The 12,004-nt window shown below is 70.8% G+C and carries 13 protein-coding genes; 2 read left to right on the top strand and 11 right to left on the bottom strand.

Features of this window, described 5'->3' with window-relative positions:
- Positions 1-26: 26 nt before the first annotated feature.
- Positions 27-512, bottom strand: coding sequence for an IS200/IS605 family accessory protein TnpB-related protein (locus tag ACSTA4_RS23535; protein WP_444964255.1), 486 nt, complete (start codon positions 510-512; stop codon positions 27-29).
- Positions 513-1,795: 1,283 nt separating this feature from the next.
- A complete protein-coding gene (locus ACSTA4_RS23530; protein WP_013154702.1) occupies positions 1,796-2,536 on the bottom strand; it encodes a GntR family transcriptional regulator in 741 nt (246 codons plus the stop codon).
- Positions 2,537-2,680: 144 nt separating this feature from the next.
- On the opposite strand from ACSTA4_RS23530, the gene ACSTA4_RS23525 reads away from it, so the two are divergent.
- Positions 2,681-4,225 (top strand): sensor histidine kinase, encoded by a 1,545-nt coding sequence (locus tag ACSTA4_RS23525; RefSeq protein ID WP_019608063.1) that lies wholly within the window; start codon positions 2,681-2,683, stop codon positions 4,223-4,225.
- Between the two features lie 168 nt (positions 4,226-4,393).
- Here the strand turns inward: ACSTA4_RS23525 and ACSTA4_RS23520 are convergent, their stop codons facing one another.
- Together ACSTA4_RS23520 and ACSTA4_RS23515 are read right to left on the bottom strand one after the other, a co-directional pair.
- Positions 4,394-4,651: a WhiB family transcriptional regulator gene (locus ACSTA4_RS23520; RefSeq protein WP_047869445.1), complete on the bottom strand. Its 258-nt coding sequence runs from the start codon at positions 4,649-4,651 to the stop codon at positions 4,394-4,396.
- Positions 4,652-4,956: 305 nt separating this feature from the next.
- The gene (locus tag ACSTA4_RS23515; protein WP_013154699.1) at positions 4,957-5,889 is read right to left on the bottom strand and encodes a diacylglycerol/lipid kinase family protein; all 933 of its coding nucleotides are present in this window, start codon (positions 5,887-5,889) and stop codon (positions 4,957-4,959) included.
- A 193-nt stretch (positions 5,890-6,082) separates the two neighbouring features.
- Here ACSTA4_RS23515 and ACSTA4_RS23510 point away from each other — a divergent pair, with 193 nt between their 5' ends.
- A complete protein-coding gene (locus ACSTA4_RS23510; protein ID WP_444961053.1) occupies positions 6,083-6,472 on the top strand; it encodes a hypothetical protein in 390 nt (129 codons plus the stop codon).
- 32 nt (positions 6,473-6,504) lie between these two features.
- On the opposite strand, the gene ACSTA4_RS23505 is transcribed toward ACSTA4_RS23510, so the two are convergent.
- The 7 genes from ACSTA4_RS23505 to ACSTA4_RS23475 form a co-directional block, all read right to left on the bottom strand.
- Complete coding sequence (locus ACSTA4_RS23505; protein ID WP_061080583.1) at positions 6,505-7,263, bottom strand: RNA polymerase sigma factor SigF; 759 nt, start codon at positions 7,261-7,263, stop codon at positions 6,505-6,507.
- A 41-nt stretch (positions 7,264-7,304) separates the two neighbouring features.
- Complete coding sequence (locus tag ACSTA4_RS23500) at positions 7,305-7,730, bottom strand: anti-sigma factor (protein ID WP_013154696.1); 426 nt, start codon at positions 7,728-7,730, stop codon at positions 7,305-7,307.
- 125 nt (positions 7,731-7,855) lie between these two features.
- Positions 7,856-8,338, bottom strand: coding sequence for a GNAT family N-acetyltransferase (locus tag ACSTA4_RS23495; RefSeq protein ID WP_248771829.1), 483 nt, complete (start codon positions 8,336-8,338; stop codon positions 7,856-7,858).
- Between the two features lie 83 nt (positions 8,339-8,421).
- Positions 8,422-9,009, bottom strand: a complete 588-nt coding sequence (locus ACSTA4_RS23490) for a class I SAM-dependent methyltransferase (RefSeq protein WP_248771828.1) — start codon at positions 9,007-9,009, stop codon at positions 8,422-8,424.
- A 137-nt stretch (positions 9,010-9,146) separates the two neighbouring features.
- A complete protein-coding gene (locus ACSTA4_RS23485; RefSeq protein WP_274974531.1) occupies positions 9,147-9,968 on the bottom strand; it encodes an amino acid ABC transporter ATP-binding protein in 822 nt (273 codons plus the stop codon).
- Positions 9,965-10,930 carry an amino acid ABC transporter permease gene (locus ACSTA4_RS23480; protein ID WP_041552849.1) on the bottom strand — a complete coding sequence of 322 codons (966 nt, stop codon included), beginning with the start codon at positions 10,928-10,930 and terminating at the stop codon, positions 9,965-9,967. Before ACSTA4_RS23480 ends, ACSTA4_RS23485 begins: the two co-directional genes overlap by 4 nt.
- Before the next feature lie 38 nt (positions 10,931-10,968).
- A complete protein-coding gene (locus tag ACSTA4_RS23475) occupies positions 10,969-11,901 on the bottom strand; it encodes an ABC transporter substrate-binding protein (RefSeq protein ID WP_444961052.1) in 933 nt (310 codons plus the stop codon).
- Positions 11,902-12,004: the final 103 nt, after the last annotated feature.

The raw sequence follows: 12,004 nt of genomic DNA, 5'->3' as shown, positions 1-12,004 counted from the left end.
ACAGTGATCAGAAGTGACCCTGAGGGTCACTTTGGCACTGCACCCGTCCCGAACGGTGCTGGATGGGCTGGGTCACCGCGTTCCTGCTCCGTCCGGCCACGCGCATCGCGTGCGCGCTCCGTGACGGGTGGGCGGTTTCCCTCACGCCCACAACTCCCCGGTGCGGCCTGGAGGGTCCGATGCCCCGCACCATCACCCTGGTGGTGTGGGGGCGGTGCCGTCCGTCGCCGGACCGGGTGGCCCTGGGCGCGCCGCCCGACCGCGATGCTGGCCGCATCGTGCCGGGAGACCTTCCTACGTGTGGTGGTCAGGGGTGTTTGCCAGTGTTGGGCGCCCCACTTTGATGTATACGACGGGTCCACGGCGATGACCGATACCCCCAGGGTGTGGGCCATCGAGGTCAGCCGGGACCGCAGCCGTGCGGTGGGGAAACCACTGATCAACTGCCGGAACTTCTTACGCCGTCCGTGCTTTTCCCGGGTCTTCTCGCGGGTGAAGTCCAGGTCCTCCACGGCGATGGCCCGCACACCGTGTGTGGTGGCCCAGCGCAGCAGTCGGGACAGGGCGTGGCGTACCTGCGCGTCCCGGTGGGAGGCGCTGCCGGACAACTCGAAGGCGAACCGGTGTGGGTTCCCGATCGGGTTGCCGTGGGTGTCGAGTCCCCAGGCGGCCAGGTGGTCGGCGTTGGCGTCCACCCCCACCACCCCGCAGGCCAGCGCCGCCTCCCACGACCCCCGCGGAACAGGAGCATGCGTCCAGGACGCGCTCACGTACCACCGGCTCCGACCAGGGCCCCGGCCGGTGTCCAGGCAGGAAGAAGCGGGCGGCCTCCCACCGGGCCCGCCACTCTTCCTCGGTCAGCTGCGCCCGCTCCAGGTGGTGACGGCTGTTGAGCGGCCGTTTGCCGCCGCGCACCACAGGGACCCGCCCCGCCTCCCAGTCCGTCACCTGCGTGGCATGCCGACTTTCCAGGGCGGTCAGGCGTCGGGACTTGGCGTGCCACTCCTGACGTGAGGCGTACCCGCCCGGGGCGCCCCGGGCGCCCGGCGTTTTGAGGGGTTGGGCCAACCGATGGCGCAGGGTGTCGATCCCTGCCTGGAGGCGGTGCAGGTGGGCGGCCTGACTGCGGCGGGCCAGCGCCCACTGCTCGTTGGAGGCCCTAGTGATCGCCCCCGCCCACCGCGACGAGGACTCAGCGGTCAGCTCCCGTTTGCGGGCCGCCCAGGAGTCCTTGTCGTGGTCGGTGCCGTGCGCGCATCGGGCGGCCAGGTCCGTGGAGGCCGAGGACCCCAGGTGCGCGCCCACGGCCTCCAGCACCGCTTCGTCCTCAGGGGTGAGGCCCTTGAGCCGGTCACGCACGCTCACCCCGGTCGGCGCGGGGGCCAGGAACGGGTCGGCGAGGGTCCGCAACCGCCGCATGCCGGTACCTGACACCCCTTCCCACCTCCCGATCCTGCCGGTTTCGTCGCTGTGTTCGAGATGACCGTAGCCAGGACCGGGGGCGCTTGTCCGGAGAATCAGCGAACTCCTCGGACGGAATTTCACCGGCGGGCCGTCCAACGGGGTGGGGGAACACACCACACACCGCTTTCAACAGCAGTAGGGGCTCACTCCTGTGCCCTTGTGTGCGTTCGAGTCGCCTCCCGACCCAACAGCTAACAACCCCCCGGGGTCCGTCCGGCGGGGCCCACCGGCCTGGTCCGAGGACGGGCGCGGGCCGTGTCACGGCCCCGCGGGGGGCCGGGCGGGCGCGGGCTTGCCGAGCGCCCCGCTCCGGCGCCCGCCCGCACGGGGGTCAGTCCCGGGGCGGGCGCAGGCGTGTGACGAACTTGTACCGGTCGCCCCGGTAGAGCGAGCGCACCCACTCCACCGGGTGCCCGTCGCCGTCGAAGCTGTGCTGGCAGTGCAGCACCAGCGGCAGGCCCACGTCCACGCCCAGCAGCCGCGCCTCGTTGGGCGTGGCCAGGACGGTCTCGATCGAGGCCTCCGCCTCGGCCAGGGAGACGTCGTAGGCGCTCGCCAGAGCCTCGTAGAGCGACGCGTAGCGGTCCAGCTGTCGACGAAGGCCCGGGAAGCGCCGCGCGGCCAGGTGCGCCGTCTCCACGGCCATCGGCTCGCCGTTGGCCAGCCGCAGCCGCTCGATGCGCAGCACGCGCCCGCCGGAGCGGATGGCCAGCAGCTCGGCGAGCTGGTCGTCGGCGTTGATGTAGCTCACGTCCAGGATGCGCGTGGCGGGGTGCAGGCCGTGCGCGCGCATCTCCTGGGTGTAGCTGGTCAGCTGCAGGACCTGTGCCACCTTCGGCTTGGCCACGAAGGTGCCCTTGCCCTGGATGCGCAGTAGACGGCCCTCGACCACCATCTCGGTGAGCGCCTGGCGCACGGTGGTCCGCGAGGTGCCGAACTGGGTCGCCAGGGCGCGCTCCGGGGGGACCGGGTTGCCCGCCGGCATCGCCTCGATCAGTTCCAGGAGCTGCTTCTTCACCTGGTAGTACTTCGGCACCCGGGGGTTGCCGTCCAGTGTGCGCTGACCAGTCATCAGTCTCCTTCGCCGAGTCCCGCGCTTGCCCCACAACCCTCCCGGTGTGGTCGGCACGGCGGGGGTGGCGGCCGCCGATTGGTGTGGACCACTGGTCGAGTGCGTACCTCTTGAGTATGCACGCCTTCATGGGATGATTTGTGAGTGCCTCACCTCAGTGATCTCATCTGGCGACACACGTCACTCAAACAGGCCGACCTGGAGTGGTTCCACTCCCTGGTCTCGGACTGGCAGCTCCTGGCGGACCTGTCCTTCGCCGATCTCGTGCTGTGGGTGCGTCTGCGCGAGGACGACGGCTGGGTGGCCATCGCCCAGATGCGTCCCACCACCGGGCCCACCGCCTTCCAGGACGACCTGGTCGAGACCGTCCTGCGCGACGACATGACCGATGTCACGTCCCGCTCGGCGCCGCGCGTCATCGGGCGCAGGGCCCTTATCGACCGCGCCTGGGAGGAGGGGCGCATCTGCCGCGACGGCGACCCGGACTGGTCGGGCGGCGTCCCGGTGCGCGAGGAGACCATTCCGGTGCGCCGCCAGGGCAACCTCATCGGGGTCATCCAGCGCAGCACCAACCTCAGCTCGGCGCGCACGCCCAGCCGCCTGGAGCTGACCTACCTGCAGAGCGCGGGCGACCTGGCCCAGATGATCGCCGAGGGCGCGTTCCCGTTCAGCGACCAGGGCCCCCTGATGGTGCGCTCGCCCCGGGTCGGCGACGGGCTGCTGCGCCTGGACCAGAACGGCGAGGTGGTCTACGCCAGCCCCAACGCCTTGTCGGCCTACCGCAGGCTCGGTCTGACCGCCGACCTGGTGGGGGCGCGCCTGGACCGCACCACGCTGGAGCTGGCGGCCCCGGGCGAGGCGCGCGACGAGGCGCTGACCTACACGGCGAGCGGCCGGGCGCCGCAGGAGGCCGAGGTGGACGCGCGCGGGGTCACCGTGCAGCTGCGCGCCATCCCCCTGGTCATCGACGGGGTGCGCATCGGCGCCCTGGTGATGGTGCGCGACGTCACCGAGCTGCGCCGCCGCGAGCGCGAGCTGATGACCAAGGACGCCACCATCCGGGAGATCCACCACCGGGTGAAGAACAACCTCCAGACGGTCGCCGCCCTGCTGCGCCTCCAGGCGCGGCGCCTGGACGTGCCCGAGGCGCGGGCGGCGCTGGACGAGGCGGTGGGCCGGGTCGGGTCCATCGCGATCGTGCACGAGATGCTCTCGCACACCCCCGACGAGGTGGTGGACTTCGACGACATCGCCGACCGGGTGATCCAGATGGCGGCGGAGGTCTCCTCCACGGGCACCGCGGTGGTGCCGCGCCGGATCGGCGGTTTCGGGCTGCTGAACGCGCTGGTGGCGACACCGCTGTCGATGGTCCTGGCCGAGCTGGTGCAGAACGCCGTGGAGCACGGCCTGGGGCAGGGGCCGGGGCGGATCGAGGTGCGGGTGCGCAGGTTCGACGCGCAGCCGGGCTACCCGGGGCCGAGCAGCCTGGAGCTGGCCGTCTCCGACGACGGCGGGGGGCTGCCCGAGGACTTCGACCTGGAGGGCACCACGAGCCTGGGCCTGCAGATCGTGCGGACCCTCATCGTGGGCGAGCTGGGGGGAACCCTGGCGATCAAGCCCAAGGAGAGCGGCGGGACCGAGGTGGCGATCAGCCTGCCGCTGGAGCACGAGGAGGGTGAGCTGCCCTGACACGGGGGCTCACGCGGACCACGCGCGGGGCCGGTCCGAGGGGCCGCTGGGCGCACCGGCCCGCGACGGCCCCGGGGCCGTCCCCGCCGCGCCGCGCGGGGTCTCCTCGGGACCTTGGACTCCTCGGGGTCTCCCGGGAACCCTCGGGGCCCTACCGTGGGCGGGGCCTCAGCTGCTCACCATGGTGCGGTAGGCGCTGCCGCGGCGCTTCTTGAGAGCGCGGCGCTCGTCCTCGCTGGTGCCGCCCCAGACGCCGCCGTCCTGGCCGCTCTCCAGGGCCCAGCGCAGACAGGCCGAGCTGACCGGGCAGCGGTTGCAGACCGCCTTGGCCTCCTCGATCTGGATCAGTGCGGGGCCGAAGTTCCCGATGGGGAAGAAGAGTTCGGGGTCTTCGTCACGGCAGGCTGCGTCATGGCGCCAGTCCATGCGGTCCACTCCTCACGGTGAGGCGATCGGGGGCTTGTGAAGCTTTTCACGATCTTGTGCGCGTCCGTAACGGGCGAAGGGCGCCCGATGGATGGGTTCCATCGGAAGGGGTGTTCGGGCCGAGGTCCGTCCAGGTTTCATCCCACGGCCATGTGGGAAGCGCCCCAATTAACTCGCCTGTAACTCGCGGCGATATCTTGAGCGTGACAGCATCGATCGGCCCATGCAAGAGCTGCCGAGGCCGAAGGTCCTGTTCGGCGTGTCGGGTGCGTCACAGTGGCTCGGAATGGCGTCTTTCGGCGCAATTAACAGACGATTCGTAATGCCTTCGGTACAGAGTGGAAGTTGACCTGTTCGCGGTCTCCCAGGTATTCACCGTCGATTTGGAAGGCCCTGGGGTGGGATGACGTGATCTGGAGAGAGTCCTGGTCATGCCACGTCACGTAGCCGTCCCCACGTGCGGGAAGGCCTTTGGGGAAGAACATTTGGGAAAGGATCCACCCCGTGAGCGCGTGCGAGGAGTGGGTCAGCGCGAAAGCGTCCAGGCCCAGATCGAAACGCGAGGACGGGGTCGGCTGAAGCGGCAGCGCCCCCGCGTAGGTCCAGGGCGTGGTGTTGGTGACGAGTGCGAAATACGCCCCCACAAGGGACCTTCCGTGGCTGACCACGCTTAGTGACGGATCGCGGATATCCCCCTGGAAGAACAGCTTTACCGCCACTTCCGCGTACAGCGCGGGAGTGGCCCTGCGCCCGTTGGCGCGCTCGTTCTCCACCTGCTGGACCACGTCGGCGTCCCAGCCGAAACCAGCACAGAAAGTGAAGTAGCGGTCGTCCTGGTCGCTGGTGATCCGGCCGAGGTTGATCTCGCGCTCGCGGCCCTCGCGGACCGCCTCCAGCACGACGCCGGTGGCCTCCACAGGGTCGCCGGGCACGCCCAGGGCGCGGATGAAGACGTTGGCGCTGCCTCCGGGGATCACCGCGTAGCGGGGGCGTCTGAGCCCCTCGGGGGTGGTGAGCAGGCCGTTGACCACCTCGTTGACGGTGCCGTCGCCGCCCAGGCTCAGCACCAGCTCGTACCCGTTCCCGGCCGCCTCGCGGGCCAGCTCGCCCGCGTGGTCGCGGTACTCGGTCTCGGACACGGTGACGTCCAGCTCCGACGCCAGGGCACCCATGATCACCTCACGCGTGCGTGACGTGGTCGTGGTGGCCTGGGGGTTCATGATGAGAAGGGCGCGCACCACGCCAGTCTAGGGTGTATCTCCCGGGGTCTCCGCTCCGTTTCCGCCCGTCCGCCGCCCGCCGGGGCGCTCCGCGCCGGGGCGGGCCGCCCTCGACGGACGCCGCGCGCCGCTCCCGACTGTCCGGGCGGGGCCGCGTGCGCGAAGCCGGGGCCGAGGGGAGGGACCCCCCGAGCGCGTATAGGCTCGTCAGGTGTCTTCGCGTCCCGTCACCATCGTCATCGCCGCCGCCCTGGAGGCCCTGATCGGGCTGGCCGCCGCGGTCAGCGGGGTCTACAGCCTCTTCACCGCGATCACCGGCCAGGCCAGCGACCTGACCAGCGCGATCCCCCTGACCGCCCTGGGACTGGGCGCGGGCGCGCTGCTGGTCTTCGTCGCGCGCGGGCTCTGGCAGCTGCGGGACTGGGCGCGCACGCCGGTGTTCGTCACCCAGCTCTTCCTGGCCGTGGTGGCCTACTACATGTTCACCAGCGAGCAGTACGCGTTCGCCGCGGTGCTCGCGGTCGTGGCGGTGTGCGCCTCCGCGGCCGTGCTCTCACCGCCGACGACCGCGGCGCTCTTCCCCGAGGAGCGCGGGAAGTAGCGCCGCGGCCGCCCTCGGCGACCGCTCGCGCGTCAGTCGTCGGTGGTCAGCGCCTGGCGCAGCTGCGCCAGGGTGCGGGCCAGCAGACGGGACACGTGCATCTGCGAGATCCCCAGCTCCTGGGCGATCTGCGACTGCGTCATGTTGCCGAAGAAGCGCAGCAGCAGGATGCGCTTCTCCCGCGGCGGAAGCTGTTCCAGGAGCGGCTTGAGCGACTCCCGGTACTCCACGCCCTCCAGGGACTCGTCCACGATGCCCAGTGAGTCGGCCACCGCGGGCGCGTCCTCGTCCCCGCTGTCGGGCGCGTCCAGCGACACCGTCGAGTAGGCGTTGGCGGACTCCAGGCCCTCCAGCACCTCCTCCTCGGTCATCTGCAGGTGCGCCGCGAGCTCGGCGACGGTCGGGGAGCGCCCCTCCCGCTGCGACAGGTCGCTGACCGCCTTGGTGAGCGAGAGCTTCAGCTCCTGGAGGCGACGGGGAACCCGCACCGCCCAGCCCTTGTCGCGGAAGTGCCGCTTGATCTCACCGACGATGGTGGGGGTGGCGTAGGTGGAGAACTCCACCCCGCGCTCCAGGTCGAACCGGTCGATGGACTTGATCAGCCCGATCGTGGCCACCTGGGTGAGGTCGTCCAGCCACTCGCCGCGGTTGCGGAAGCGGCGGGCCAGGTACTCCACCAAGGGCAGGTGGAGCTCCACCAGCTCGTCGCGGATCCGCCGGCGCTCCTCGGAGTCCGCCTCGAGTTCGCCGAGGCGCTCGAACAACTCTCTCGCGCGGGCCCTGTCGGGCACCGCGTGCTCGGTCTTCGCTGTCAGAGCGGGCCCCCTCTCGCTCACGCCGACTCCAGCGTGCCGCGGCGTTTGTACAGGACGATGTGGACACGGTCGTCCGGTCCGACCCCCGCGTCGACCTCTCCCGCGAGGGCGGACAGGACGGTCCAGGCGAAGGTGTCGCGGGCGGGAAGGCGCCCGTCCGCGGTGAGCACCGAGACGGAGATGCGCATCCCGTCGGGGGTGAGTTCGAATTCCGTGGTCAGTTCCGTGCCCGGCAGCGCCTGGGAGAGGAGCATGGCGCAGGCCTCGTCGACACCGATCCTCAGGTCCTCGATCTCGTCGAGGGTGAAGTCCAGTCGCGCGGCCAGACCCGCCGTCGCCGTCCGCAGAACGGACAAGTAGGCGCTGTCCGCAGGCATGTTGACGGTGACAGCGTCCCGGACGCCGATGGCGTCGGCCGTGGGCACAGCGGTTTCTTCGGTCACGTCCCTCCTTCGGGGGGCGGGGTTGCCGCTTGAGAGCAATGTATCTGGTTTACCCTGCCACTGACGCAGGGCGAACGGATCGTGTCCACACGATCCGGGGCGAAAGGCGGGACGGACGGCCGGTCTCAGGGACCCTCCGAGCCCAGTGCGTCCAGCGCGCCGCCGTCCAGGCGGCGGACCGTCCACCCGTCCATGGGACGCGAGCCCAGGGACTCGTAGAACCGTATCGAGGGCTCGTTCCAGTCCAGCACCGACCATTCCAGCCGGGTGTAGCCGCGTTCGACGCAGATCCGCGCCAGGGTCCGCAGCAGGGCCAGTCCGTGCCCCCGCCCGCGCGCCTGGGGGCGCACGTACAGGTCCTCCAGGTACACGCCGTGCTTGCCGGTCCAGGTGGAGTAGTTGCGAAACCACAGCGCGAACCCGACGACAGGGCCGTCCCCGTCCTCCTGGGCGACGTGCGCGAACACCGCCGCGTCCGGTCCGAACAGTGCGGTGCGCAGGTCCTGTTCGGTGGCGACGACCGCGTCCGGCTCCTTCTCGTACTCGGCGAGTTCGCGGACCAGGGCGTGGATGACGGGAACGTCGTCGGGACGTGCGGGACGGATCATCGGACCACCTCTGGCGCGCGGCGGGGACACGGTCGCATCCAGGGTATGCGCTGCGGCGGGGCGCCCCCGCGCTCCGGGACCGCTCAGGGCCGGTGGGCGACCACCCGCTCCACCAGTCCGAGGAACAGCCGGTCGTGGTGGACGACCTCGAACCCGGCCTCGACGGCGACGTCCCGGGGCAGGCGGCGCGGGTTCTCCCGGCGCCGCTCCACCAGCCGCCCGGGCATGCGGGCGTACTCGATGTGGTCGACCATCAGGAGCCTGCCGCCCGGCGTCAGCACGCGGTACATCTCCGCCAGGGCGCGCCCCTGGTCGGGGACGGCGCACATCGCCAGCGTGCACAGGACGGTGTCGAAGGCCCGGTCGGGGAAGTCCAGCTCCTGGGCGTCGCCCTCCACGAAGCGCACGGCCCTGCCCAGCTCCTCGGCCCTCTCGCGGGCGCGGTCGAGCATCCGCGGGCTGACGTCGACGGCGGTGAGGCGCACCTGCGGCGGGTAGTGGGCGAGGTTGCGGCCCGCCCCGACCGCCACCTCCAGCGTCTCGCCGCGCGCACCGGCGCACAGGATCTCGCGGGTGCGGCGCATGGCGGGGCTCTGGAAGCGCTCGCTGTGCTCGCAGTAGGCGGCCATCCGGTCCCAGCGCCTGCGTGTGTGTTCCGTGCGAGCGTCCATGTGCCTCTCCCGAGCGGGGCGCGTACACAACGACTCTGGCGACGCGCCGCCGCGCGGTCAAGGGATCCGGGGGTGTTTCCCCGGCCGGTACCGGCCGCCGCGCCCGGGTCGGGGTCGCGGCGGCCTCCGCGGAGCGCTCAGAGCACCTTGGACAGGAACGCCCGGGTGCGCTCGTGGCGCGGGTTGGAGAGCACCTCGGCGGGCGTGCCCGACTCCACGACCAGACCGTCGTCCATGAAGACCAGGGAGTCGCCGACCTCGCGGGCGAACCCCATCTCGTGGGTGACGACCACCATGGTCATCCCGCCCCGGGCCAGGTCGCGCATGACGTCCAGGACCTCGCCGACCAGCTCCGGGTCCAGGGCGCTGGTGGGCTCGTCGAACAGCATCAGCGACGGTTCCATGGCCAGCGCGCGGGCGATGGCCACGCGCTGCTGCTGGCCGCCGGAGAGCTGGTCGGGGTAGGCGTCGGCCTTGTCGGGCAGGCCCACCCGCTCCAGCAGCTCCACGGCCTTGGCGTTGGCCTGGCTCCGGGGGATCCGCTTGACCTGCACGGGCGCCTCGGTGATGTTTCCCAGGACGCTCAGGTGCGGGAACAGGTTGAAGCGCTGGAAGACCATGCCGATGTCGCTGCGCTGGGCGGCGATCTCGTTGTCGCGCAGCTCGTAGAGCTTCCCGCGCTTCTGCCGGTAGCCCATCAGCTCGCCGTTGACCCACAGCCGTCCGGCGGTGAGCTTCTCCAGGTGGTTGACGCAGCGCAGGAACGTGGACTTGCCCGACCCGGACGGGCCGATCACGCACATGACCTCGCCGCGCCCGACCTGGAGGTCGATGCCCTTGAGCACCTCCAGGCGGCCGAAGCTCTTGCGCACGTTCTCCGCCACGACGAGCGCGTCGGCGGGCAGGGTGGCGCCCTCGGCGGTCTCCACGACGCCCGGGTCCTTCGTCTTGTCGCTCACCTGTGCGCCCCTCCGACGATGCGGTCGCGGATACTGCCGTACTGGCCGGGGTTGAACCTGCGTTCGAGGAAGTACTGGCCCACCATCAGGACGCTGGTGATGGCCAGGTACCACAGGCACGCGGCGACCAGCATCGGGAAGATCTGGTAGGTCCGGGAGCCGATGGCCTGGAGCTGGTAGAACAGCTCGATGGTCACCGGCACGTAGGCCAGCAGCGCCGTGTCCTTGAGCATGGCGATGGTCTCGTTGCCCGTGGGCGGCACGACCACGCGCATCGCCTGCGGCAGGGTGATGCGGCGCAGGACCTTGCCCTTGCCCATGCCCAGCGCCTGCGCGGCCTCGGTCTGGCCCTTGTTGACCGACTGCAGGCCCGCGCGGATGATCTCGGCCATGTAGGCGCCCTCGGACAGCGACAGCGCCAGCAGGCCGGCGGTGTAGCCGCTCAGCACGGTGCGGGTGTCGATCTCGAAGAAGCGGGCGTCGCCCTCCAGGCCCAGCCACGGCATCCAGTAGTTGTCGAAGGGCAGGCCGAACTCGATGGTCTGGTACAGGATGGCGATGTTGCCGAAGAGCACCGCCAGCACCAGGCGGGGCACGCCCCGGAAGAACCAGGTGTAGAGCCAGGAGACGGACACCAGGACGGGGTTGCCCGACAGCCGCATCACCGCCAGGACGATGCCCAGGACGACGCCGATGACCATCGACAGCACGGTGGCGCTGAGGGTGATCCACACGCCGCGCACGACCGGCTCGGAGAACATGTGGTCGAACATGAACGGCCAGTTGAAGGCGTCGTTCGTGAACAGCATGTGCACGAACATGGCCGCGAGGACGAGGATGACCCCGGCGGCGACCCACCGCTCGGGGTAGCGCACGGGGACGGCGGTGACGTGGTCGGCCGGACGGCCCGGTGTCGAGGTCTTCGACACCGGGCCGTCCGTCGGTTCGGTCGGTGAGGACAAGGGTCGGTCTTTCACTCAGTGGGTGTGGTTCGGCCTGCTCACTCGGCGATTTCGGGGTTCACCTCGGCGGACTCCATGACGCCGGCGTCCACGCCCCACTCGCCCAGGACCTCGGCGTAGGTGCCGTCCTCGATGAGCGCGTTGAAGGCGGCGGCCACGGCCTCGGCCAGCTCCGTGTCCTCCTTGTTGGTGAGGATGCCGTAGGGGGCGGCGTTGTACTGCTCGCCGACGAACTCCAGGACGCCCTCGCCGGTCTGCTCCAGCGCGTAGGCCGAGGTCGGCATGTCGGCGAGCGAGGCGTCGTTGACGCCGGAGACGACCGTCTCGGTGGCCAGCGGCTGGCTCTCGAACTTCTGGATGGTGATGGCCTCCTCACCGGCGTCGACGCAGGCCGCGCTGCGCTCCTCGATGTCGGTGTCGTGCGTGGTGTTGGACTGCACCGCGATCCGCATGCCGCAGGCGTTGTCGGGGTCCACGCCCTGGGGGTTGCCCGCCTGGGCGAACCACTGGGTGCCCGAGGAGAAGTAGCTGACCATGTTGACCTGCTCCATGCGCTCCTCGGTGACCGTGAAGGAGGAGGAGCCCAGGTCGTAGGTGCCCGTGTCCACGCCGATGATGATGGAGTCGAAGGCGGTGGGCTCCCACGTCGCCTCCAGGCCGAGCTTGGCCATGGCGGCGTTGACGAGGTCCACGTTGAAGCCGAGGACGGTCTCGCCGTCGGGGTCCAGGTACTCGCCGGGCGGGTAGGAGGCCTCGACACCGACCGTGACGGTCCCGGCCTCGGCGATGTCGGCGGGCACGAGCGCCGCGAGCTCCTCGTCGACCTCGACGGAGGGCGCCTCGGGGGCGGCCGACTCCTCCGCGCCTCCGCCGCCGCCGTCCCCGCCGCCGCAGGCGGTCAGCGCCAGGACGCCGGCGAGGGACAGGGCGCCGAGGGCGAACGGCGTGGGCAGGGACTTGTGCAGAGCCATCGCGGGGTCTCCTTCGGGGGCGCGTAACGCCTGGCGGGGGCGGGTCCGTGACCCGACCGCCCGAGCCGGAACGACATTCAGGACAATCTTCTTTTAACACTCA

The organism is Nocardiopsis sp. M1B1 (genome assembly GCF_052466615.1).
Note: the sequence above shows the minus strand (reverse complement) of the source record. Positions and strands in the feature narration are given on the sequence as shown.